This is a genomic window from Geobacillus sp. E263 (assembly GCF_007197795.1).
Classification (GTDB): domain Bacteria; phylum Bacillota; class Bacilli; order Bacillales; family Anoxybacillaceae; genus Parageobacillus_B; species Parageobacillus_B toebii.
In genome coordinates this window covers 683,322-704,859 of record NZ_CP041632.1, presented here as the reverse complement: position 1 = coordinate 704,859, position 21,538 = coordinate 683,322, and the positions used below count along the sequence as shown (strand labels likewise).

General features: G+C 42.0%; 24 protein-coding genes and 1 other annotated feature. Of the genes, 5 read left to right on the top strand and 19 right to left on the bottom strand.

Annotated elements, in window-relative coordinates:
• Positions 1–17: 17 nt before the first annotated feature.
• The 4 genes from FNL97_RS03645 to FNL97_RS03630 all read right to left on the bottom strand — a co-directional run bounded on the left by FNL97_RS03645 (position 18) and on the right by FNL97_RS03630 (position 2,845).
• A complete protein-coding gene (locus tag FNL97_RS03645) occupies positions 18–815 on the bottom strand; it encodes a DUF1444 domain-containing protein (RefSeq protein WP_081188740.1) in 798 nt (265 codons plus the stop codon).
• A gap of 16 nt (positions 816–831) precedes the next feature.
• Positions 832–1,146 (bottom strand): thioredoxin family protein, encoded by a 315-nt coding sequence (locus FNL97_RS03640; protein ID WP_015864839.1) that lies wholly within the window; start codon positions 1,144–1,146, stop codon positions 832–834.
• Positions 1,147–1,188: 42 nt separating this feature from the next.
• A complete protein-coding gene (locus tag FNL97_RS03635) occupies positions 1,189–1,707 on the bottom strand; it encodes a DUF84 family protein (RefSeq protein ID WP_015864840.1) in 519 nt (172 codons plus the stop codon).
• Between the two features lie 61 nt (positions 1,708–1,768).
• Positions 1,769–2,845, bottom strand: a complete 1,077-nt coding sequence (locus tag FNL97_RS03630) for a M42 family metallopeptidase (RefSeq protein ID WP_089098024.1) — start codon at positions 2,843–2,845, stop codon at positions 1,769–1,771.
• Positions 2,846–2,975: 130 nt separating this feature from the next.
• Between FNL97_RS03630 and FNL97_RS03625 the strand changes: the two genes are divergently transcribed.
• On the top strand, positions 2,976–3,272 hold the full coding sequence (locus tag FNL97_RS03625; RefSeq protein WP_015864842.1) for a PepSY domain-containing protein: 297 nt from the start codon (positions 2,976–2,978) through the stop codon (positions 3,270–3,272).
• 63 nt (positions 3,273–3,335) lie between these two features.
• On the opposite strand, the gene FNL97_RS03620 is transcribed toward FNL97_RS03625, so the two are convergent.
• Together FNL97_RS03620 and trmB are read right to left on the bottom strand one after the other, a co-directional pair.
• Positions 3,336–4,181 (bottom strand): YtnP family quorum-quenching lactonase, encoded by an 846-nt coding sequence (locus tag FNL97_RS03620; protein WP_143415067.1) that lies wholly within the window; start codon positions 4,179–4,181, stop codon positions 3,336–3,338.
• Positions 4,182–4,259: 78 nt separating this feature from the next.
• Positions 4,260–4,922: a tRNA (guanosine(46)-N7)-methyltransferase TrmB gene (trmB, locus tag FNL97_RS03615; protein WP_015864844.1), complete on the bottom strand. Its 663-nt coding sequence runs from the start codon at positions 4,920–4,922 to the stop codon at positions 4,260–4,262.
• 210 nt (positions 4,923–5,132) lie between these two features.
• On the opposite strand from trmB, the gene FNL97_RS03610 reads away from it, so the two are divergent.
• Positions 5,133–5,402 carry a YtzH-like family protein gene (locus FNL97_RS03610; protein WP_041269962.1) on the top strand — a complete coding sequence of 90 codons (270 nt, stop codon included), beginning with the start codon at positions 5,133–5,135 and terminating at the stop codon, positions 5,400–5,402.
• Here FNL97_RS03610 and FNL97_RS03605 read toward each other — a convergent pair.
• The 7 genes from FNL97_RS03605 to pepV all read right to left on the bottom strand — a co-directional run bounded on the left by FNL97_RS03605 (position 5,373) and on the right by pepV (position 12,540).
• Positions 5,373–6,158 (bottom strand): phosphotransferase family protein, encoded by a 786-nt coding sequence (locus FNL97_RS03605; protein WP_015864846.1) that lies wholly within the window; start codon positions 6,156–6,158, stop codon positions 5,373–5,375. The genes FNL97_RS03610 and FNL97_RS03605 overlap by 30 nt on opposite strands.
• 247 nt (positions 6,159–6,405) lie before the next feature.
• Positions 6,406–6,669 carry a hypothetical protein gene (locus tag FNL97_RS18695; protein ID WP_353652913.1) on the bottom strand — a complete coding sequence of 88 codons (264 nt, stop codon included), beginning with the start codon at positions 6,667–6,669 and terminating at the stop codon, positions 6,406–6,408.
• Between the two features lie 228 nt (positions 6,670–6,897).
• Entirely contained in the window at positions 6,898–8,145 is a 1,248-nt protein-coding gene (locus FNL97_RS03595) for an RNA-guided endonuclease InsQ/TnpB family protein (RefSeq protein ID WP_143415066.1), read from the bottom strand.
• A gap of 160 nt (positions 8,146–8,305) precedes the next feature.
• The gene (locus tag FNL97_RS03590; RefSeq protein ID WP_143415065.1) at positions 8,306–9,259 is read right to left on the bottom strand and encodes a nuclease-related domain-containing protein; all 954 of its coding nucleotides are present in this window, start codon (positions 9,257–9,259) and stop codon (positions 8,306–8,308) included.
• 35 nt (positions 9,260–9,294) lie between these two features.
• Complete coding sequence (gene thpR / locus FNL97_RS03585; RefSeq protein ID WP_015864849.1) at positions 9,295–9,849, bottom strand: RNA 2',3'-cyclic phosphodiesterase; 555 nt, start codon at positions 9,847–9,849, stop codon at positions 9,295–9,297.
• A 16-nt stretch (positions 9,850–9,865) separates the two neighbouring features.
• Positions 9,866–11,044 (bottom strand): MFS transporter, encoded by a 1,179-nt coding sequence (locus tag FNL97_RS03580; RefSeq protein ID WP_015864850.1) that lies wholly within the window; start codon positions 11,042–11,044, stop codon positions 9,866–9,868.
• Positions 11,045–11,127: 83 nt separating this feature from the next.
• A complete protein-coding gene (gene pepV, locus FNL97_RS03575; protein ID WP_143415064.1) occupies positions 11,128–12,540 on the bottom strand; it encodes a dipeptidase PepV in 1,413 nt (470 codons plus the stop codon).
• Positions 12,541–12,802: 262 nt separating this feature from the next.
• Between pepV and FNL97_RS03570 the strand changes: the two genes are divergently transcribed.
• Complete coding sequence (locus FNL97_RS03570; protein ID WP_015864852.1) at positions 12,803–13,024, top strand: DeoR family transcriptional regulator; 222 nt, start codon at positions 12,803–12,805, stop codon at positions 13,022–13,024.
• A 180-nt stretch (positions 13,025–13,204) separates the two neighbouring features.
• Here the strand turns inward: FNL97_RS03570 and FNL97_RS03565 are convergent, their stop codons facing one another.
• The gene (locus tag FNL97_RS03565) at positions 13,205–13,927 is read right to left on the bottom strand and encodes a pseudouridine synthase (RefSeq protein ID WP_143415063.1); all 723 of its coding nucleotides are present in this window, start codon (positions 13,925–13,927) and stop codon (positions 13,205–13,207) included.
• Positions 13,928–14,041: 114 nt separating this feature from the next.
• Here FNL97_RS03565 and FNL97_RS03560 point away from each other — a divergent pair, with 114 nt between their 5' ends.
• The gene (locus tag FNL97_RS03560; protein WP_143415062.1) at positions 14,042–14,254 is read left to right on the top strand and encodes a hypothetical protein; all 213 of its coding nucleotides are present in this window, start codon (positions 14,042–14,044) and stop codon (positions 14,252–14,254) included.
• Positions 14,255–14,274: 20 nt separating this feature from the next.
• Here the strand turns inward: FNL97_RS03560 and FNL97_RS03555 are convergent, their stop codons facing one another.
• Positions 14,275–15,903: a putative polysaccharide biosynthesis protein gene (locus FNL97_RS03555; RefSeq protein WP_062678541.1), complete on the bottom strand. Its 1,629-nt coding sequence runs from the start codon at positions 15,901–15,903 to the stop codon at positions 14,275–14,277.
• A gap of 124 nt (positions 15,904–16,027) precedes the next feature.
• Here FNL97_RS03555 and FNL97_RS03550 point away from each other — a divergent pair, with 124 nt between their 5' ends.
• On the top strand, positions 16,028–17,302 hold the full coding sequence (locus tag FNL97_RS03550) for a BaiN/RdsA family NAD(P)/FAD-dependent oxidoreductase (protein ID WP_143416282.1): 1,275 nt from the start codon (positions 16,028–16,030) through the stop codon (positions 17,300–17,302).
• A gap of 9 nt (positions 17,303–17,311) precedes the next feature.
• Here the strand turns inward: FNL97_RS03550 and FNL97_RS03545 are convergent, their stop codons facing one another.
• The 4 genes from FNL97_RS03545 to FNL97_RS03530 form a co-directional block, all read right to left on the bottom strand.
• Positions 17,312–17,491 carry a sporulation protein Cse60 gene (locus FNL97_RS03545; protein ID WP_143415061.1) on the bottom strand — a complete coding sequence of 60 codons (180 nt, stop codon included), beginning with the start codon at positions 17,489–17,491 and terminating at the stop codon, positions 17,312–17,314.
• A gap of 254 nt (positions 17,492–17,745) precedes the next feature.
• Positions 17,746–18,063: a rhodanese-like domain-containing protein gene (locus FNL97_RS03540; RefSeq protein WP_143415060.1), complete on the bottom strand. Its 318-nt coding sequence runs from the start codon at positions 18,061–18,063 to the stop codon at positions 17,746–17,748.
• 53 nt (positions 18,064–18,116) lie between these two features.
• Positions 18,117–20,534 carry a leucine--tRNA ligase gene (gene leuS, locus FNL97_RS03535; RefSeq protein WP_143415059.1) on the bottom strand — a complete coding sequence of 806 codons (2,418 nt, stop codon included), beginning with the start codon at positions 20,532–20,534 and terminating at the stop codon, positions 18,117–18,119.
• Positions 20,535–20,606: 72 nt separating this feature from the next.
• Positions 20,607–20,839, bottom strand: a binding site (T-box leader).
• Positions 20,840–20,931: 92 nt separating this feature from the next.
• Positions 20,932–21,516: a DUF2087 domain-containing protein gene (locus tag FNL97_RS03530; protein WP_143415058.1), complete on the bottom strand. Its 585-nt coding sequence runs from the start codon at positions 21,514–21,516 to the stop codon at positions 20,932–20,934.
• Positions 21,517–21,538: the final 22 nt, after the last annotated feature.

Genomic DNA, 21,538 nt, shown 5'->3' with positions numbered 1-21,538 from the left:
CCCCACTCATCCTTTCTTCATTTTTTGCGATAATTTTTTCCTAAAATAAAAATCGGTTCGAGTTCTCCATCTTCATATAAAAATGATAAAGCGGTGATCGGCACTCGTCCACTCGCAAAAAAGCTCATCGTCATTTGCGCGAGCACATCGTATCCAACTTCATTTTGCAAATCAGCAATAATCAGCACATCTTGATGTGGCACAGCAAGCGCCATCGTTCCCGTTATTTTCTTTTTCATTTTCGCTAAAAATGGCTCGTTTAAAATGCGGCTTGCGTCATAGCCATCATTTGTATTCACAAAATAAAACGTATTTCCGGCTACTTTGTCTTCTTTGACATGAACATCCAACGAACGGACATTAAAACGAGCAATTTCTTTTATTCGTTCTTCATTCCATTGTTCTTGTTCCATCATCTTTTTATCGATCAGCCGATACGTATTGCCCAAGTCAAGCGCATAATAAATGCGGGTTTCCGCCGTATGTTCATCATAAAGAAGCGGAATGCCTTCTTTTGTCTCCGTCGGGAACGATGTCGAGCGAATAACCGGGTAAATATCTTTTTCTTTGCCGGAAAGCGTATGTTTTTCATGCATGGTATTTAGCGCTTGTTCAACGTAATATACAATTTCGTCAACGGCTTCGTCTTTTTGTTCGTGCCATTTCGCAATGACACCCGGAAGCGAAATCGTTACCCCTTTTTTCGTTTCTTTATCTTCAATGCGGAGCGTATCCTTTTTTCGGTCAAATTGAAACGTCCAATCATCGCGGGCAAGCCTTTTTTTTATTTCCTCACACATTTGTTTACTATCCATGGATATGCCCCCTATATTATGACAAGCTCTGGATAAACCGTTCAACTTCCTCTTTCGTTTTGCGATCTTTGCTGACAAATCTGCCTAACTCTTTGCCGTTGTCATAAGCAATAAAGCTTGGAATGCCAAAAACGTTTTCTTGCTGACATACTTCGAGCAATTGGTCGCGATCAACGTAATAAAACTCATATTCGGAAAAAGCCTGCTCGATTTCCGGCAAAAATGGTTGAATAAATCGGCAGTCCGGGCACCAATCGGCAGAAAAAACGAATATTGCTTTTTTTGTTTTTTTCACTTCCTCATATTGTGCTGCTGTTTCAATCGTTTTCATTGATAAAAACTCCTTTCTATGTCTTTTTTATGATATCGCGAATCAGTGATTTTGACAAAAAAATTCATACTGACCGACTAATAACTGAACAATATGTCGAAACATGCCGGCACGATCGACATAACCGTTTGTAAAAACACCGATCGCTCCTTCTTTATGGCGGATGTTTCTTTCTCCTGTATATTCCGCCATCACATCTCCGAGTTCTCTGCCAGCACGAATTCCTTTTGCCACTTCAAAAGGAAGCGGAATGCGCGCTCCGCCGGCGGTAATAACGGTGCCATCACGGTCGGCAAGCGCTCCCCAATTGCAAAGCCATAACTCTCCGTCTATCTCCATCACACCGCCTTCCAAACCGATGCCGATGTCCGCGTTCTCTTTTTGTAGCGCGTGTTTAGCTCGATTTATCGCTCCTTGACGCGTTTCGTGGTCGGAAATCGGCTGGGCGGAAACATCTGATGGAACATCCGTCGGTACAAGGGTATAATGTTCCGAAGAAAAAATGCTGCGGACGGCCGCCACCTTTGCTTGATTCGTTGTGCCAATGGCAATGATTTTCAATGCTTCCCACTCCTTTTTACGGAAAAAGAGAAGTCTTGTCAAACAAGACTTCTCATATTGATTAGCTGTTTTTCTTAATTGCATCGACTGTTGCTTTATCGCACCGCTTTACAAGTTCAATAAGCAGTTGCTTTGCTGCCTGATAATCATCGACGTGAATGATCGACGCATGTGTATGAATATAACGGGAACAAATACCGATCACGGCAGAAGGCACTCCACTGTTGGCGATATGCACTCTTCCGGCATCCGTTCCTCCACCCGGTGAAACGAAAAATTGATATGGAATGCCGTGCGTTTCCGCCGTATCTAATACAAATTCACGCATACCGCGATGAGTCACCATCGAACGGTCATAAATGCGGACAAGCGCCCCTTTTCCAAGATGCCCAAATTCTTTCGCGTCTCCGGTCATATCGTTCGCCGGGCTTGCGTCTAACGCGAAAAAGATATCAGGCTGAATCATGGTTGCGGCGGTTTGCGCCCCGCGCAACCCGACTTCTTCTTGGACAGTAGCACCTGAATATAGCACGTTTGGCAGTTTCTCATCCTTCAACTCTTTCAACAATTCAATCGCCAATCCACAGCCATAACGATTGTCCCACGCTTTTGCCAAAATTTTTTTCGGATTGGCCATTGGGGTAAATGGGCAAATCGGTACAATTTGTTGTCCTGGTTTAATCCCCATTTTTTTCGCGTCTTCACGGTCATCAGCACCGATGTCGATGAGCATGTTTTTGATCTCCATCGGCTTGTTTCGTTGTTCTTCGCTCAACAAATGCGGCGGAATCGAGCTGATCACTCCAACAACTGGACCATGATCGGTAATGATTTGTACGCGCTGTGCTAACAATACTTGATTCCACCAGCCGCCAAGCGGCTGAAAACGAATCATACCGTTATTGGTAATAGCGGTGACCATAAAGCCGACTTCGTCCATATGCCCCGCGACCATCACAGTCGGACCGTTTTCATCGCCGCGTTTGACGCCAAAGATGCTGCCAAGCCGGTCTTGTACGACTTCATCCGCGTACTTTTCCAGCTCTTTGCGCATGAAATTCCGCACCGCATGTTCATTGCCTGGTGCTCCCGGCAATTCGGTCAATGTTTGAAACAGTCGAAGCGTTTCTACATTCATCGTTCTTAACTCCTTTTTTCTAATCATTTTTATTGTAACGAACAAGTAAACGTTTTTCCACTTTCCTTACATTCTTTGGTAAAATCGGATATACTAAACGGTAGACAAGAAACTGCGGAGGTCTCTACTAATGAACTGGAAAAAATTTATAGCTGGTATGGCCGTTGGATTTATCGCGGCATACGTCGTTGAAACGAAGCGAAAACAGCGAATGATTTCTTCGGAAAAAGCACTTTCACTAGCCAAAGCAGCCTTTTTGCAACAAGCGCCAATCAGCGGCTCATGGATTCAAACAAATCCGGAAACATACGAAAAAAACAATATCATCTACACGGTGTACAAAGGAGGCGTCTGCCGTGATCATGAACAATACGAATTTGTCATCGACGCCTATACGGGAACCATCATCGAAACGAAACCGCTTTAAGACCGTACGGGTGCCCCCATCCCAACAGGAGGCATCCCTTTCCATTTTCAACATGGATCAAAATCACAGGCGGTTTCGATCAACATGGGCGATGATGTTTCCGTCCTCGTCCCACTTTAGCGCACGATAATACGCATCGTGATAAAACGTAAACCACGCCTGTTTTTCGATCGCGTATGGGATCCATTTTTGTTTTTCGAAAATCGATGTCATTGGATAATCATCATATGCCATTACCCATAATACATTTTGATGGGCATGCGTCGCTAATAAATCACCCATATGAATCGCCATTTCTCCATCTGATTCGATCAAAATAATCGAATGCCCGTCACTATGTCCTCCGGTATGTACCATTTTGATCCCATTTGCTACTTCTCTTTCTTTTTCAAATGGGATGACTTGCTCGGCGATCGGCTTCCAATTTTCCTTCCAATATGTATTACGCGAGCGAATGTTTGGATGTCTCATTTCGTCCCATTCTCTCTGTGACGTAATAATTTCCGCGCGCGGAAAAGCAGAAACAAGCCGATCTCCTTCCCATTTTGTCAAGCCGCAAGCGTGATCAAAATGCATATGTGTCATTAGAATGATGTCAATATCATCCATCGACAGCCCCAGCTCGTTGAGAGACTGTTCGAGTTTTGATTCCTCCGTTACACCGAAATTCCGTTTTTGTTTATCCGATAATTTTCCATTGCCAATCCCTGATTCAATCAAGATATTTTTTCCGTTCACTTGTACGAGAATAGGATCGGTACGCAATTCAATTTGATTGTTGTCATTAGACGGATACTTTTTCGACCAAAGCGGCTTCGGCACAACTCCGAACATTGCTCCGCCATCTAAATGTGTTACCCCTCCGTTTAACCATGTCATTTTAATTTTTCCAATTTGCAATTGTTCCATTTCCCCATCACCTCGCTATTTTAGTGTATCATTTCTGCAAATATTTCGAAAACAAAAAAATAAAGGGCTGTCTTTTCTTCAAAGACCAGCCTTTTGATGCTTTGGCGGATATTTTACTTCACATCGGTAAATGCGATTTCCTTTTGCTGAAAACTTTTCTTCATATTCCGTCATCACATTTCCTTCAAAATCACTATTGTGTAAATCCAAACTTACGTATGTCAGCACTAATCCATATTGTGAAAAACTAACAAGCGAATATTCAAAAAAGGCTTGATTATCGGTTTTAAAATGAATTTCTCCTTCATCCACTAACACTTTCTCATACAACTCAAGAAACGCACGATACGTTAATCGCCGCTTTTCATGCCGTTTTTTCGGCCATGGGTCGGAGAAGTTTAAATAAATGCGTTCGATTTCTCCCTCCGCAAAAAAATTCGTTAAATCTTTCGCATTCACATTTAATAAACGCAAATTCGGCAATTCATTTTCAATGAGTTTATCTAATGCAGAGACAAGTACACTTGGGTACAGTTCAATACCAATATAGTTAATGTTTGGATTTGCTTTCGCCATTTCTGTAATAAATTTTCCTTTTCCTGTACCAATTTCGATATGAATTGGGTGATCATTGCCAAATAGCTCATTCCATCTTCCTTTATGTTCTTCTGGATTTGGAATAACATATTGCGGATATGCAGCAATTTTTTCTTTTGCCCATGGTTTATTACGTAGACGCATACGGACACCTCTGTTTCTTTGTTCATCGTTGTCAACGATATCATGAATAAGCACAAATATGCAAGCTCATTTATCAACGCCTGGGACAAAACTTTTTCGCCATAAAAAAACACAGCCGTGCGTACGACTGCGAAAAACGAATGATAAAATCCCCTATATCTGCGCATATTATAAATGTATAGCATACTTTTTCAAAGGATGGTGGTAGTGTTGCCACTAAATCACGAGCATCAAATCACCATATTAAAAGATATTTTATCGGAACATCAAGCTGACTGCTGCGGCACCGTCTCCGAATGTGAACAAATCGAACGGCTCGTAAAATCATTGATGGGAAATGAACAAGTGCATCCGAAAATAAAAAGCGTGCTTCCAAACATTTACACATACGGACAAAACGGAAAGTATAGCGCTGATTTAAACTCTCACATTTTATCCCATCAACAGCAATTATCGGAGTGGGTCAATCAGCTTACGTAGGAAATGCAGCGACTGTTGCATTTCCTTTTTTGCATTTTTTTCTTTTTGCCATATAAGCGAGTGAAGGGTTTGCGCTATAGTATACCATTTCATGCGAAAACGCAAATCATCGGTTAACTTAAGGCCGTAAAGTTCGAGCCAATCTTCCCATTTTTCTTCAGGAATATAGGAATAAAGCAACATCCCGATATCAATGGCCGGATCGGCAATCATCGCACCATCCCAATCAATTAAGTACAATTTTCCATCTTCATCAAGCAGCCAGTTGTTATGGTTAATATCACAGTGGCAGACGACATACTCATCACATTGAAGTGAAGACATATGCTGTTCGAGCCAATCGAGAGCCTGTTCCACTAACGGCTCCTCAAATGAATGGAGAGTGAATTGCTCTTTTAGTTTTTCCATCATCATCTCTGGCAGTAATGGCGTTTTTCCTAACCTTCTCAGCATTGTTACTAAATCTTTGGAACGATGAATTTTCCGCAATAAGTTCGCCACTTGTTCACTTCCCATATCTTGTGGCTTCAATTCCCTTGCGTTCAACCACTGTTGAGCGGTAAACACATCGCCATTTTCCATTCGCTTCGTCCAAATCAGTTTTGGGACGATGCCTTCCGCTGATAAAACCGCAAGAAATGGCGAAGAATTCCGTTTTAAAAACAACTTTCTCCCCTCATATTCCGCAAAATACGCATCTCCAGTTGTGCCGCCAGCAGGAGTGATGTCCCACTCCTTTCCTAGTAACTGTTCCAAAGCAAGTTCACCTTCGACTTAAAAAAATAAGAGACAGCATCACCTGATTTCGTATTTTCAGACAATAGCTGTCTTACTAGATTTTATATGGAAGAGCTTTTTTTCGTCAATTCACATTTTTATTTTCCGCAAACAAAAAGACATCCAAGTTTCCGTTCTTGCTCGTTTATTTTACTTGTATTATACTGAAATATCGCCACATCTTGCAAATGTTTTGTGTGTTTTGTAAAAAATAGGAAAGATATGTTTATGTTTGTTTCACAAGCACCCATGTTCCAATTCCAGCCAAGTTTATTTGTTTATGCACGGAAAACAATAGAACCGTTCCACTGTGAATCCCGTCACAAATGACATGCCATTCTTCTTCATCAGGTAGAAAAACAGATTGTTTTTCTTCTTGATTATGGTGAATAACAATAATATCGCGCCAAGGTCCATATTGCTGTACATCGCGAAGATGGTATGCGATGATGAATGCTGGTGTCTCAAGGAAAAAAAGGTGATTGTTTATTTCTGCTTCGGTAGTAAATCGGAAAGCACGGTGGGACTTTCGGAGCTGAATAAGCCCTTGAACATAGCGGACATCGTCTTCATGCTCGCTCTTTCGTTTCCAGTCGATTTGATTAATCGAATCGGGAGCATTATAGCTATTTTCTACTCCTTGCTTTGTCCGGTGAACTACCCCACTTAATTTCTAGCGAAAATTTGAAGTGGGGGCTTCCAAAGAAGTTTGACTGCTTTAAGCAATCCTTATTCTTTGAGGCGTGTCCACTTCGCCGCTAGAGCATAAGACACTCAGGTCTACAGCTTTACTTTTCTTTAAGATGTTTAATGCGCCATTGACATCAGCATTGATTAGTTTGCCGGACTTTGTTCGATACAAACCTCGCTTAATACGTTTGCCACTGAACTTATATTCTTTTGGATTGTCGGCATTATATTCAGGAATCTCATCCCCGTCAAAAAAGCTGGCTTTAGACGTATATGACTCTTCCTGTTTGAAGAATTTAATGCCGTAAAATTTACAAAGATACTCTAGTTTTTCTTTTATATTACCGAGAGGAATATTGACAAAGTTTTGATTTGTCTTTTTTCCTAGATTCATATTGCGCTGCCATGTTTCCGCATAGCCAATGACAAGTTTGCCAATTTGATTTTCAATACAGTAGTTTATGATGTAACGGCAAGTCTTGTTGATATAATCATTCACTTTATTATTGCGATTCATAGCAAGCAAAGCTTGTTTACGGGTTGTACCTTTGATTTTTTGCTTATCTTTCATGCTTTGAAGTCTGGCATTTTCTTTGTTAAACCATTGATTAATACTTTTTAATCTCCGCCCATCAATGATGAACGATCTGCCGTCTGATGTGACACAAGTGGCAAGATTATTCACTCCTAAATCAATCGCCAGTGCTTTTTGGTCATTTAATTCTCTTTGATCTTCAGGCATTTCATATTTGTACTGAATCTCAAAGAACCTGGCATGATGTTTAGGAATGATTTCAATCTGCTTAATCTTTTTGTCCAGTAACACAGGCGGAATCGTTATCGTGATAGGCTTATGAGTCTTTTTATACAGATTCGAATACGGTATCGTGAATTTGTTGCCGTCTATACGAATTTGACCAATGATTAGTGAATGAAAGCCATCTTTTTTAAGATATTTTGGGATACTGATAGCCTTGTAGTCATATTTGCCTTGTTTGGCTAGTTTTACTAAGCCAAAGAAAGATTTAAAAGCCTCATTAACCTTTTTTAAAATTTGCTGTGCCATGTTGCTGTTCAACAGCTTATAGTTTTCGTTCGTTTTTGCAAGATGATAGTTTTTCTCATAATTAAGAAATTCCTTGTGTTCAAAATAGTATTGTCTGACATTGTACAATCCGACGTTGTACATGTTCTTGGCAATATGGCACAGTTCTCGAAGAGTCAAGTATTCTTCTTTGGTCAAACCATTTAGCTGTTGTTTGATACAAAAATACATTTTTTCACCTCCCATCTAACTATATGATACTATATTTTACTGAATCTATCCTATTTTCAGCAAAATATAGTTAAGGCGATTCATCTCCCACTTACTCCGCTTCGCTTCGTTGAAGTGGGAGTCTTCTCGCCTAATTAAGATAAAAAAGGTGTAATTAGCTTTACACCTTTTCTTCATCCGTATTCCAATTTGTTCGTATATCATAGTGACTATAGCAATGACGCAACAAAAAAGATGCCGCTTTTAATTGCACATGCTTCAACGGAATCGTTAATTCCCGCAAAGACGAAAACCAACGTTCATAATTTCGTTTGTCAATAAACTGCACATTGCTAAAAGTACGGTGATCATCGATATAGCCATAACGATTCACCACTGCTTTTTTGATAGGAAAATCAATATGGTACTGTTTATATATATCTGCCACGATTTTTTCCATTCGTTGCAAAGCGATAACCGGATTGATTTTTTTCTTTTCTTCCCGCTTCGTTATTTCCGTCCAAAAACGGTCTGAAGCCGCTATGATAATATTATCTTTTTCCCCTTCGGCAAACGTAATACACCATGTTGTGGTCGGACTTAATAAAATGACATCTAATTCGACCGGAGCGCTTTTGACCAAAAATACGGGTTTGTATAAACATAAATATGTGTCGGGAAAACGCTGTAAAAAATATTTCAACCTTTCTTCATAGTAAAACTTTTTATTTACCTTCGATTCATACCATATCGTAGAGCTTGCCCATTTTAATTGCAATTCGAACATATTTTCCAAAAATAAAATTTTTAATTCATCTATATTTTTTGCTTCCGCAATCATGGTCGACAAGCTCTCTTCTTCGTTCCAATCATTTATTTGCGATTCTGTTGCTTCTTCCAATACGGAAGAACGGCAAAACCATTTTTTCATCCGCTCCAACAATGACGGTTTTTCTACTAGCCATTCCCACGTTTCATCCGGTTGAGGAGCATCATTATTTCTTCTATTGTTTTCCCATTGTTCTTTCGTCTGCTCCCATTGTTTTTTCTTTAGACGAATAAATTCACTTGTGTAGCGGTACACATCCGTTTCATACCTGGAAATATAGTCTTGAAGCTTTATTAATTGGCCCACACTCACAACACTTCCTTCAAATAAGAAGTTTACTTTTAGAAAAGCGGGAACAAAGCGCGCGCTTCATATTTTGGTGTTCGCTCTAAATGGGTTTGATATAACACTATTTCATGAACGGAAAAGGTCGCCGTTACTCTTGATTTCTGCTTAAGCGCATCTAAGCGAAACTCTTCATTTCCTTGCCATTTGCGAGCAATCGTAATATGCGGGGTAAACGGCCGTTTGTCTAAAGAAAATCCGATATCGATACAGGCGGTATACACATCGCGTTGCAGGGCAAATAGTTTTTCTTCTTTTTCCACCCCTTGCCATAAAATTCGCGGCGCTGTTCGATTTCCAAATGTATGTATTTCTGATAAGGATAATGAGAATGGAGCGTGGCGCTTTGCCACTTGCGTCATTGTTTTGCATATCGCGTCCAATTTTGCGGGTGGAACGTATCCTAAAAATGCTAATGTAATATGGTAATCTTCTTCATGCACCCATGAACGAAATGGAAAATGGGAAACGATTCCATCTCTCCATTGTGAAATCTGTTTTTTTACTTCGCTAGCGATAGGGATAGCGATAAAATAATGCGTTTTTTTCATCGTTCTCCACCTTTTCTTATGCCGAAGCTTTTTTCTTATTCAGCAAATGAATGCACACTAATGAAAGCATGCCGACAAACGTGCAAATGCTGAAAAATAAATATATAGCCCCAATATGATAACGTTCAAGCATATATCCACCGATAAATGTACAAAACCAAACGCCTAACCCATTGCCTACGGCGGAATAAAGGGATACTGCTGTCGCCCTTACTTGTTTTGGCGCAACATCACGTACGTATTGAAGCGCCGCGGGAATAGATAAGCCGACGGAAAGACCTTGAACAATCGTTGTCATATATACGAAAAAGAGCGGCGGCTCGAAAAAATAAAACAGCCAACGTAAACATGATACAGCAGTAGCAAACATTAAAAGTGGAACCATCCCAAACCGATGAATAAGTCCATCTGTCATTTTCATAAATGGGGCTTCACTTCCCGCCGCCAATAAAAACGCCAAGCCTATTCCCGTCAACGTACCACCAAGCTGTTTAATGAATATCCCAAAATAAAAGTTATTCGCTAAAATAGGACCAAAAATAAAGAAAGTAGCGAGCAACAATAATACAAAATGAGGAATTCGAAACAGCTGTGCCATACCGCGCAGCGCTTCCGCTTTCATCGTTTGGCTTTCTTTTGGAAGCCGGCTGGCGAGCAAGCCGGACAGTATTAGCATAAACGAAAACAAATAAAAAATGACAACAAGCGCAATGCGGTCTGATAGCCACCCGCCAATCAGTACGGCAACAGCAAAGCCGATCGATCCCCATAAACGAATAGATCCATACTTTTCGCCATTCTTTTGCGCATAATGAAGCGTAATGCTGTCGGAAATCGGAACGATCGCACTTTGGGCGGATGCCAGTAAAACAGCCATGACAATAAGCCAATGATATTCATGCACAAATGAATACATTAGTCCAATGAATGAAGTAGCTAATAGTGCGATTGTCAGAACGAAAACCGGTTTACGTGTATAATCGGTAATCATCCCCCAAATCGGCTGTACAAAAATCATTGTGACTGGACTTATGGACATAATGACTCCAATTTCTGTTCCCGAAAGACCGACCACTTCTTGTAAATATACGGATAAAAGCGGAAATAATGCTCCGAATGCAAAAAATACAAAGAAATAAAATAACGAAAATGTGGACTTACCAGTCGATTCCCCTCGTTTTAACGCTGCCTCCATACTTGATTCCGCATCCTTTCATGAAAAAGCACCGCCCTAAAAAGAGCGGTTTTTCTTTATCGTAACATATGTTTAGAATTTTTTCATTTTGCTAATTCATAAATTGCCTGAGCGTAAATCGCCGTTGCTTTCAATAAATCATCGATCATGATATATTCATCCTTTTGATGCGCCACATCCGGCCGTCCCGGAAACAGCGGTCCAAACGCTACTCCCGCTTTCAGCGAACGGGCATATGTACCGCCGCCGATGGAAAGCAAGGAAGCGCGTTCTCCTGTTTGTTCTTCGTATACGCGTTGAAGCGTCTTTATAAGTACATGATTTGGATCAACATAGTGCGGTTTTGAATCGCTAAAATGTTCCAACGCAAAACCATGCTGCGCTGCGATGTTCTGTAGTTTTTGCTTCGTTTGTTCTATATCATTGGTGACCGGATAGCGTATGTTAATGCCAAGCTTTCCTCCAGCTTGCGCATCATATGATAATATTCCAACATTGACTGTTAAATCGCCGGTAATCTCATCGTTGTAAGCAATGCCTAACGCTTTTCCGCGAGAATCGGCAAAGAAATAGTCCGTCACAAAACGGATAAACGATTGCGCCTGCGTATCCAACGCAACATCTGATAGCCACTTCGCCAGCCATAAACCTGCATTTTTCCCGTTTTCTGGTTCCATCGCATGAGCGGAAATTCCTTCTAATTGAAGAGTAACGGTATTGCCTTCCATAACAACATTTCCATTCATGCTCGTTTCATGAAGAAACTGGCGATACTGCTGTTCGATTTCTTGTTGCCGGTCTGCACGAACGAGCAATACCGCTTTAGCAAAGTCAGGAACCATATTATAACGTCGTCCTGCCTGGAACGACTGCAGCTGAATTTCACTTTCTTCCTGTGTTCCTATTGATGGCTTGCGCAAATCCATATCGACAATTCCTTTTTCCGCGTAAATAATCGGAAAATCCGCATCCGGAGCAAATCCCATTGTCGGCATTTCCTCATGTTTAAAATAATGTTCGACACAACGCCACTTGCTTTCTTCATCTGTTCCAACAATCATACGCACCCGTTTTTGCAATGGCAACCCGAGTTCTTTCACAATTTTCATAGCATAAAATGCAGCCATTGTCGGTCCTTTATCGTCAATCGCGCCGCGAGCATATAATTTCCCATCACGGATTTCTGCAGCAAACGGGTCACTTGACCAGCCATCTCCCGGTGGTACAACATCCACATGGCATAATACGCCGATGAGTTCCTCTCCTTGTCCGATTTCAAGATGTCCCGCGAGGCCATCGACGTTTTTTACCGCAAACCCTTCTTCTTGGCCCCTCTGCAATAAAAACTGCAACGCCTCGTATACTCCTTGTCCAAGCGGGGCTTCTTCTGTTGCATTCTCTTCATCGAGAACGCTCGGAATGCGCAATAGCGCCTGCGTATCTTGAATAAGCGCCTCTTTTCGCTTCAATACCTCTTCCATCCAATCGATATTCATCGCCATTCTTCCTTTCTTTTTTCATTTTTTTCTTGCTGCAACCGTAACATAAACGAAGAAATGAAGTCAAAGTTTTCTTTTTTACGATAATATTAATATCTTATTAAAAAATATTGAAATATTTTGTTAATGTCGGTAAATAGGTAGCATTTTTCATCTATTTTCGTGTAAAATGATAGTAAATCACAGCAAGATATAATCTCTCATCTCAGAAGCAGCGATGTTGTGCCATGCGAATTATGCAATGATAGGGAGTGGTTTTTTGAAACCTTCAACACATCGTATGCTAACACGAATTAAATCCGTATACATGTACATTAGTGAGAAAGGAACCGTAACGACACAAGAGCTTGTTGATGAGTTTGGCACCACCCCAAGAACGATTCAGCGTGATTTAAACGTGTTAGCGTATAACGACCTAGTTCGCAGCCCTAGCAAAGGCAAATGGACGACAACCAATAAGAAGGTACGAATATCTTCTTAATGGGTGCGAAGAAGAGAGAGAAAGGTGAGAGGTTATAGCGAGATAAGAATAAGCCTCAACATGCCAAAAAAGAATACGTATTAGTTTGCATATAAAAGGAACCTAAGTGCGGTTCCTTTTTTTTCAGCTTTAATCCCAGAGAAGTCTCTCCTCCTCTAAACGGAGTGAAGGGAGGAAGGTTCATGGGCGAAATTGTTTTAACATCTCCACTTCCTCATCCGTCAATTCTCGATATTCACCAAGATCTAGCGACGGATCAAGCACAAGAGGCCCCATTTGAATCCGTTTTAAGTAAATGACCCGTTTACCTACCGCCCGGAACATTCGCTTCACTTGGTGAAACTTTCCTTCTGTGATCGTTACCTCCACATCCGAACGAAGTCCCGATTTTAAAACCACCAGTTCCGCTGGCTTTGTTTCATATCCATCGTCCAAAACAATGCCGCGGCGAAATGACGCAATATCTTCTTCCGTCACTTCCCCGTCAATAACGGCAAAATACGTTTTCGGCACATGCTTTTTCGGGGAAAGCAGCTGATGAGCTAATTGCCCATCATTCGTCAACAATAAAAGCCCCTCTGTATCTTTATCCAGACGCCCAACTGGGAATGGCGAAAACACGCGATCTTCCTCTTCTAGCAGGTCAACAACCGTTTCTTCCACCACATCTTCCGTCGCCGAAACGACTCCCGGCGGCTTGTTCATCATTAAATAAATAAATTCTTTATACTCCACTTCTTTTCCCCGCACTGTCACGACCTGCTCCGTCGGGTTGACTTGTGTTTTCGGATCTTTTACGATCCTGCCGTCAATTTTTACGACACCTGATTTTAGCAATTTTTTTACTTCTCTTCTTGTTCCATATCCCATGTTGGCCAGCATTTTATCAATGCGCAACCCCATTGTTTTCACCACCTTTTTAAAAAATTTTCGTTCGATTAGGCGTTTGTCTAGTCCGCATTCTCCCTAATTTCCATACACTATGAAAGAAAAAAGAAGAAAGGAGATTTGCCCATAATGAATTATTATTATCTTCCAGTGACAGATGATTATCGTCAACAACCTACTCAACCTTTTGGCCCAGGCTTCCCAGGAGGTTTCGGAAACATTCAACAGCAACTGAATCGGATCGAACGGACGTTACAGCGTCATGAAGATCGTCTCAATCTCCTTAACCGCCGTTTGCAACGCGTCGAGCGCCGACTTGGGCTTCCTTTTGAACAATTTTAATCTTTTAGAAAAGAAGGCGGCTAAGAGATCGCCTTCTTTTCCTTTCTGCGCTGCAAAAACGCAAATCGATTTCCAAACAGCGAGGCAAGCAGCCCAGACCGTTCGCTGAAAAAGAAATACACCCCAGCGCCGATAAGCGCACTAATCGCAACAATCACGATCGATTCCACTCTTCCGCCATGATAATGCAGCATTGATTTCAAAAGCAGCTGCACAATCGCAACAAATCCTGACATAAGCGCCGTTAATATTCCAATAAAAATCGTGCGGCGCATGACAAACTGATATTGGTAGTTGGTGTATTTTTTAATAATCCATAAATTAAATACAACCGAAACAAAATAACCAGACATCGTCGCAAGTATCGCGCCAATCGTCGCCAATTTTGTGATAAGAAACGTATTGAGTAACAGTTTCACAAAAAGTCCCATCGTTAAGCTGACGACCGAAAAACGTTGTTGATTAATGCCTTGCAGCATCGCCGCTGTCACGGAAAACAATGCGAACAAAATGGCGGTTGGCGCATACCAGCGCAACACTTGCTCTCCAAGCGGATCATAGCTATAAAACGCGGCATAAACTGGTTCTGCAAGAAGTGCCATGCCGACAACGGCAGGCAATGTTAAAAACATGACGACTTGAAACGTTTGGTTTAAATATTTTCGCAATGATTTCCGGTCTTTTTCTACATACGCCTTTGTAATCGTTGGAATCAGCGTCAAACTAAACGATGTCGCGAGCGTTACCGGAATAATGACAAGTTTCTGCGCCCATATATTAAAAATAGAATAAGCATGCTCAGAAATTTTCCCAAGCCCTATGTTCGCCATCGCATGGTTAAAGGTAAACTGATCAATTAACTGGTAAAGCGGCATCGCCAGCCCAACAAAAACGAACGGCGCTGCATACAGAAACAATTCTTTGTACATTTCTTTCAAGGAAAGCGTGACTTGTCCACGATCTCTCTCTAATAAATCATCCAGATACTTCTTTCGTTTCCACCAATACCAAATAAGAATAGCGAGCCCACCGAGTGCGCCGACAAATGCAGCAAACGTTGCCACACTGACTGCCGTAACGAGAGAACCTTCAAATACGCGCAACACAACGTAACAACCGATTAACAAAAAGGTGATGCGGACGATTTGTTCAACTACTTGTGATAGCGCTGTCGGCCCCATCGATTCATGGCCTTGGAAAAAACCGCGGATTAAGCTCATGACAGGAACGATAATAAGCGCAAAACTTACCGCGCGAATAACAGTTACGACGTCATCAGTAGAATTGACGTTCGCACGTTCATCAATCACAAACGGAGCAATCCATGGGGCAATGGTATATAAAACAACACAAGAAACGATGCCGGTAACGATCATTAATCGTAATCCCGATCGAAATAGCACATAACCGACACGATACTCTTCTAAAGCGTTATATTTGGACACAAACTTGGAAACCGCCAGTGGCAGTCCTGCTGTAGCAAGGCTGAGAAAAATTTGGTACGGCACATATCCATATCCGTAAAGCGCACCGCCTTCTTCCCCTACAAGATGATAAAAAGGAATGACATAAATTAAACCGAGAATCCGGGAAATCATAACACCAGCTGTCAGAATAAACGTCCCGCGCAATAATTTTGAGGTAGACATACCATCCCTTCCCTAATTTGATCACATTGAAAATAATAACTATGTTATTTTATCATATTTTTGGTCAGGTCGAGAAAATTTCCCCCGCTCCATTATAATCCAGAAGGAAAGGATAGTGAAGAAGATGACATATGAAGTTGTTGTTATTGGGGGAGGGCTATCGGGATTAATGGCGGCAATTGGCGCTGCGGAACAGGGCGCAAAAGTGCTTCTTATTGAAAAAGGGAACAAGCTCGGGCGGAAGCTTGCCATTTCCGGCGGTGGGCGATGCAATGTAACAAACCGCCTTCCAGTGGAGGAAATTATTAAACATATTCCAGGAAATGGACGGTTTTTATACAGCGCTTTTTCTGAATTTAATAATGAAGATATTATCCGCTTTTTCGAACGGTTAGGCGTACAGTTAAAAGAAGAGGATCATGGCCGCATGTTTCCGGTGACCGATAACGCGCAATCTGTTGTACAAGCGTTAGTAAACGAATTAAAACGGCTGCATGTAGACATTCGGCTCAACACACCGGTTGCCGACGTCGAATACGAGCATGGAAAAACGATCGGCGTAACGCTAAAAACAGGCGAATTTATTGGCGCAAAAGCAGTTGTTGTCGCCGTTGGCGGCAAATCGGTTCCGCAAACAGGTTCCACCGGCGATGGCTATGCTTGGGCGGAAAAGGCAGGACATACGATCACCGAACTTTTTCCAACTGAAGTTCCGATTACATCAAACGAACCGTTTATTCAAGAGCGGACACTGCAAGGATTGTCATTGCGCGATGTCGCTTTAAGCGTCCTGAAACCAAACGGAAAACCGATCATTACCCATCGAATGGACATGCTGTTTACCCATTTCGGCATTTCCGGTCCCGCCGCCCTTCGCTGCAGCCAATTTGTCGTAAAAGAGCTGAAAAAGCATGGCAAAGACGCGGTTATGATGAGCATTGACGCACTTCCTGATCAAAATAAGGAAGAGCTGTTTCAGCACATTACCCATCTATGCAAGGAAGAGCCTAAAAAAGCGATCAAAAACGTGTTGAAAGGCTTGCTACCGGAGCGATATATATTATTTTTACTCGAACAAAGCCATATCGATCCGCAAACACCGGCTGGAATGCTCTCACACGAAAAAATTCAAACGTTCGTTCATCATTGTAAACAATTTACGTTTCACGTTCACGGCACGTTGCCGCTAGAAAAAGCATTCGTCACCGGCGGAGGTGTTTCCGTCAAAGAAATTCACCCGAAAAAAATGGCTTCGAAATTGATGGAGGGACTTTATTTTTGCGGAGAAATTTTAGATATTCATGGTTATACAGGAGGATATAACATCACAGCAGCCCTTGTCACTGGAAGGCTTGCCGGAGTGAACGCAGCCAACCACGCAATCTCTTTACGGACCTAACGGATGGCGTTAGGTCCGATAAATAACCATTGCCGAAAAGCAATAAATTTGCTCTCCTTCGGATTCCATCATCGCAACATTATATTTCACATCCATCAGCTGCCCTTCTTTTAATCCTGCCAAAAACGCATTCACCGCGCGTTCTAAATCTTTTTCATGCTCTTCATCAAATAATTTTACTTTATACATTTTTTTATTTCCCTTCCTCCCCCATTATGGTTTCCCCTCATTTACTCATTCCATTTACAAAGAGAAATTCCTTCACTTTCCTAAAAATAGAATATCAGCGAAAGAACTCTCCCTAACCTTTCATACATTCTGCCGCATTAAGATTTGTTATATCGTTATATTTCACGTAAACAATTAAAGAAAAAAGCGTTCAGCTATTTCCAGACCAAATAGCCAAACGCTTTTTTTATATCTTCACAAATAATCAATGACCTTTAATATTTTTTCGGAACGGTATCTCCTTCCCATGCCAGCATCCCATCCACCATATTGCGGACATGGTAGCCTAGCTCCTGCAAATAGCGGCAAACGTTTTCGCTGCGCCGGCCGGAACGGCAGACGAAAATATACTCTTCCTCTTTATTGAATTCATCGAGCCGGCTTGGAATTTCCCCCATTTTGATATGTTTGGCGCCAGGGATCATGCCGAGCGCCACTTCCTCATCTTCGCGCACATCGACTAAATTTAGCTTTTCACCGCGTTCGAGTTTTTCTTTTACTTCTGCCGCGGTAATTTCTTTAATTTCTTCCATCCTCGAATCTCCCTTCAATCATTTGCCCCTCGTAAAAAGAGGGGCATTTTTTATTAGTTTGCCACGATATTGATTAATTTTCCTGGTACGGTAATCACTTTACGCACCGTTTTTCCTGCAATATGCTCTTTAATTTTCTCATCTTCCATCGCAAGCTGTTCGAGCTTCTCTTTCGATATATCCGCAGGCACCCGTAATTTAGCTCGCACTTTTCCATTTACTTGAACAACAATTTCAACTTCCTCTTCGACTAATTTTGACTCATCATATGTTGGCCATGGTTCGTACGCGATCGTATTGTTATGGCCGAGTTTTTCCCATAATTCTTCCCCGATATGCGGGCAAACTGGCGATAATAGCTTCACAAATCCTTCCATGTATTCTTTCGGCAATACCGGTGCTTTATATGCTTCATTAATGAACACCATCAATTGCGAAATCGCTGTATTAAAACGAAGCGCTTCATAATCTTCCGTTACTTTTTTTACCGTTTGATGATATACGCGCTCAAGTGTATCTGTTTCTGGGTTGTCAACAATTTTCGGATTCAAATTGCCATTTTCACCGACAAACAAGCGCCAGACGCGGTCCAAGAAGCGGCGCGCTCCGTCCAGCCCTTTTGTCGACCAGGCGATCGACGCTTCGAGCGGTCCCATAAACATCTCGTATAACCGCAGCGTATCAGCGCCGTGGCTTTCGATAATATCGTCCGGGTTGACGACATTTCCTCTTGATTTACTCATTTTTTCATTGTTTTCCCCAAGAATCATTCCTTGGTTAAATAGTTTTCTAAACGGCTCTTTTGTCGGTACAACGCCAATATCGTATAAAAATTTATGCCAGAAACGTGCGTACAATAAGTGGAGTACAGCATGCTCCGCCCCGCCGATGTAAACGTCAACCGGAAGCCATTTTTTCAATTTTTCCGGATCTGCAAGCTGTTTATCGTTATGCGGGTCAATATAGCGCAAATAATACCAGCAGCTTCCTGCCCATTGCGGCATCGTATTCGTTTCACGGCGCCCTTTTTTGCCGGTTTTCGGATCGACGACATTCACCCATTCTTCGATGTTCGCAAGCGGTGATTCTCCTGTACCCGTTGGTTTAATTTTATCTGTTTTTGGAAGCTTTAACGGGAGCTCTTCTTCCGGCACCGGTGTCATTGTACCGTCTTCCCAGTGGATGATCGGAATCGGTTCGCCCCAGTAGCGCTGACGGCTGAACAGCCAGTCGCGAAGGCGGTATGTAACTTTCTTTTGTCCTTTTCCATTGGCTTCTAGCCATTCAATCATCTTCTTAATGGCTTCTTCTTTGTTAAGACCATTTAAGAAATCGGAGTTAATATGTTCTCCGTCGCCCGTATACGCTTCTTTTGTAATATCGCCGCCGGCGACGACTTCTTTGATTGGCAAATTAAATTTTTTCGCAAATTCATAGTCGCGCTCATCGTGCGCTGGCACGGCCATAATCGCGCCCGTACCGTAGCTCATTAACACATAATCAGCAATCCAAATTGGCAGCTTCTCGCCAGTGACCGGATGAATCGCGTATGCACCGGTGAATACTCCTGTTTTTTCTTTCGCCAAATCCGTACGCTCAAGGTCGCTTTTGCTTTTAATTGTATCTAAATATGCCTCTACTGCCGCTTTTTGTTCCGGAGTTGTAATTTTTTCGACAAGAGGATGTTCAGGCGCTAACACGGTATATGTTGCGCCAAATAGCGTATCTGGGCGAGTTGTAAAGACAGTGAACGTTTCATCGTGGCCATCGACTTCAAAACGAATTTCTGCACCTTCTGAGCGCCCAATCCAGTTTCGCTGCATTTCTTTAACGCTTTCCGGCCAATCTAACTCTTCTAAGTCTTCCAAAAGGCGATCCGCATACGCTGTAATGCGAAGCAGCCACTGTTTCATCGGTTTGCGGATGACTGGATGGCCGCCGCGTTCGCTTTTACCATCAATCACTTCTTCATTTGCCAGTACCGTTCCCAGCGCCGGGCACCAGTTGACCGGAACTTCATCCATATAAGCTAATCCTTTTTCATATAGCTTTAAGAAAATCCATTGCGTCCATTTATAGTAATTCGGATCGGTCGTATTAATTTCCCGGTCCCAATCGTACGAAAATCCTAATGATTTAATTTGGCGGCGGAATGTATTAATGTTTTTCTCCGTAAATTCCGCAGGGTCATTTCCTGTATCAAGGGCGTATTGCTCCGCAGGCAGCCCGAAAGCGTCCCACCCCATCGGGTGAAGCACATTATATCCTTGCATTCGTTTCATCCGTGCTAAAATATCCGTTGCTGTGTAGCCTTCCGGATGTCCGACGTGAAGCCCAGCTCCCGAAGGATACGGGAACATATCTAGCACATAAAATTTCGGTTTGTCATCGTCATCGACCGTTTTAAACGTTTTATTTTTTTCCCAGTATTCTTGCCATTTTTTTTCGATTTCCCGATGATTAAAGCTCATTGTCTTTCCTCCTATTCTTTTTTCATATCCATCATTGTTAACGAAAATACGTATGAAAAAACCCCCCATCCCAAAAGGGACGAGAGGTGAAAATTCCCGCGGTACCACCCTTCTTAGCATGCATCGGCGCATGCTCACTCAATATCGTTAACGCAGATTCACGGCGAACATTACGAGGCAACCACACAGCCGCTCATGTTCGCAACTCCAAGGCGAGTTCGTGAACAAACTTCGGTTGACTCGCACCAGCCGTCAACTCTCTGCAGTCCGTTTTGTTCACTACTACTCCTTTTCACCGTTATTTACCGATATTGTTCGTGTATAATATTTTAAAAAATTTGTCGTTTTATTGCAAGTAGGGAAAATAGAGATTGTCAATATCCGCGCGTTGCTTGTGTTATTCATCTATTCTATGCCACATTTCCCGCGGATTCAGTTCATATATGCCGTTTTCACGATACATATAGTTATTCATGATAAATTCGCGGCGAATGGTTGCGTAATCCTCATGGAACTTTTTAATGTACTCATTGATTTCTTTTTCTGTATACTGTTTTCCCGGCTGAAGCCCTTTTAGCATATGCTCAAGCACAATCAGCTTTTTCTTTCTTTGCGCTGGAATATTTTTTAAACGACCATCGCTTGTAAAAAAGTTTTCGATGACTTTTTGACGCTCTGCAGCTTTCTCTTTCATCTCTTTTTTCACCTCGTTTTGTTCAGCCAAATCAAGCAATGCGCACGCGTAATGCTTTACTACAGACGGCTGTAAATAAAAATAAATGATGTTTCCATCGCGACGTTCATAAACAACGTTCGTGTCGCGAAGTTTTTTCAGATGGTGGGTAATCGTTGCCGGGGTCAATCCAAGCTTCCCAGCAATTGCTTGACCGTGCAGCGGTCCTTGCGAAAGCAGTTTTATAATACGAAGACGCGTTGGGTCACCAATCGTCTTAAAAAATGTTACTAAACGATGAAGCTGCATGACTACACCCCTATATTTGATG

Excerpts from the sequence above, each read along its gene's own strand:
- FNL97_RS03645 (WP_081188740.1), bottom strand. The coding sequence starts at position 815 with ATGGATAGTAAACAAATGTGTGAGGAAATAAAAAAAAGGCTTGCCCGC.
- FNL97_RS03640 (WP_015864839.1), bottom strand. The coding sequence starts at position 1,146 with ATGAAAACGATTGAAACAGCAGCACAATATGAGGAAGTGAAAAAAACA.
- FNL97_RS03630 (WP_089098024.1), bottom strand. The coding sequence starts at position 2,845 with ATGAATGTAGAAACGCTTCGACTGTTTCAAACATTGACCGAATTGCCG.
- FNL97_RS03625 (WP_015864842.1), top strand. The coding sequence starts at position 2,976 with ATGAACTGGAAAAAATTTATAGCTGGTATGGCCGTTGGATTTATCGCG.
- FNL97_RS03620 (WP_143415067.1), bottom strand. The coding sequence starts at position 4,181 with ATGGAACAATTGCAAATTGGAAAAATTAAAATGACATGGTTAAACGGA.
- trmB (WP_015864844.1), bottom strand. The coding sequence starts at position 4,922 with ATGCGTCTACGTAATAAACCATGGGCAAAAGAAAAAATTGCTGCATAT.
- FNL97_RS03595 (WP_143415066.1), bottom strand. The coding sequence starts at position 8,145 with ATGTATTTTTGTATCAAACAACAGCTAAATGGTTTGACCAAAGAAGAA.
- thpR (WP_015864849.1), bottom strand. The coding sequence starts at position 9,849 with ATGAAAAAAACGCATTATTTTATCGCTATCCCTATCGCTAGCGAAGTA.
- FNL97_RS03580 (WP_015864850.1), bottom strand. The coding sequence starts at position 11,044 with ATGGAGGCAGCGTTAAAACGAGGGGAATCGACTGGTAAGTCCACATTT.
- pepV (WP_143415064.1), bottom strand. The coding sequence starts at position 12,540 with ATGAATATCGATTGGATGGAAGAGGTATTGAAGCGAAAAGAGGCGCTT.
- FNL97_RS03565 (WP_143415063.1), bottom strand. The coding sequence starts at position 13,927 with ATGGGGTTGCGCATTGATAAAATGCTGGCCAACATGGGATATGGAACA.
- FNL97_RS03560 (WP_143415062.1), top strand. The coding sequence starts at position 14,042 with ATGAATTATTATTATCTTCCAGTGACAGATGATTATCGTCAACAACCT.
- FNL97_RS03555 (WP_062678541.1), bottom strand. The coding sequence starts at position 15,903 with ATGTCTACCTCAAAATTATTGCGCGGGACGTTTATTCTGACAGCTGGT.
- FNL97_RS03550 (WP_143416282.1), top strand. The coding sequence starts at position 16,028 with ATGACATATGAAGTTGTTGTTATTGGGGGAGGGCTATCGGGATTAATG.
- FNL97_RS03545 (WP_143415061.1), bottom strand. The coding sequence starts at position 17,491 with ATGTATAAAGTAAAATTATTTGATGAAGAGCATGAAAAAGATTTAGAA.
- FNL97_RS03540 (WP_143415060.1), bottom strand. The coding sequence starts at position 18,063 with ATGGAAGAAATTAAAGAAATTACCGCGGCAGAAGTAAAAGAAAAACTC.
- leuS (WP_143415059.1), bottom strand. The coding sequence starts at position 20,534 with ATGAGCTTTAATCATCGGGAAATCGAAAAAAAATGGCAAGAATACTGG.
- FNL97_RS03530 (WP_143415058.1), bottom strand. The coding sequence starts at position 21,516 with ATGCAGCTTCATCGTTTAGTAACATTTTTTAAGACGATTGGTGACCCA.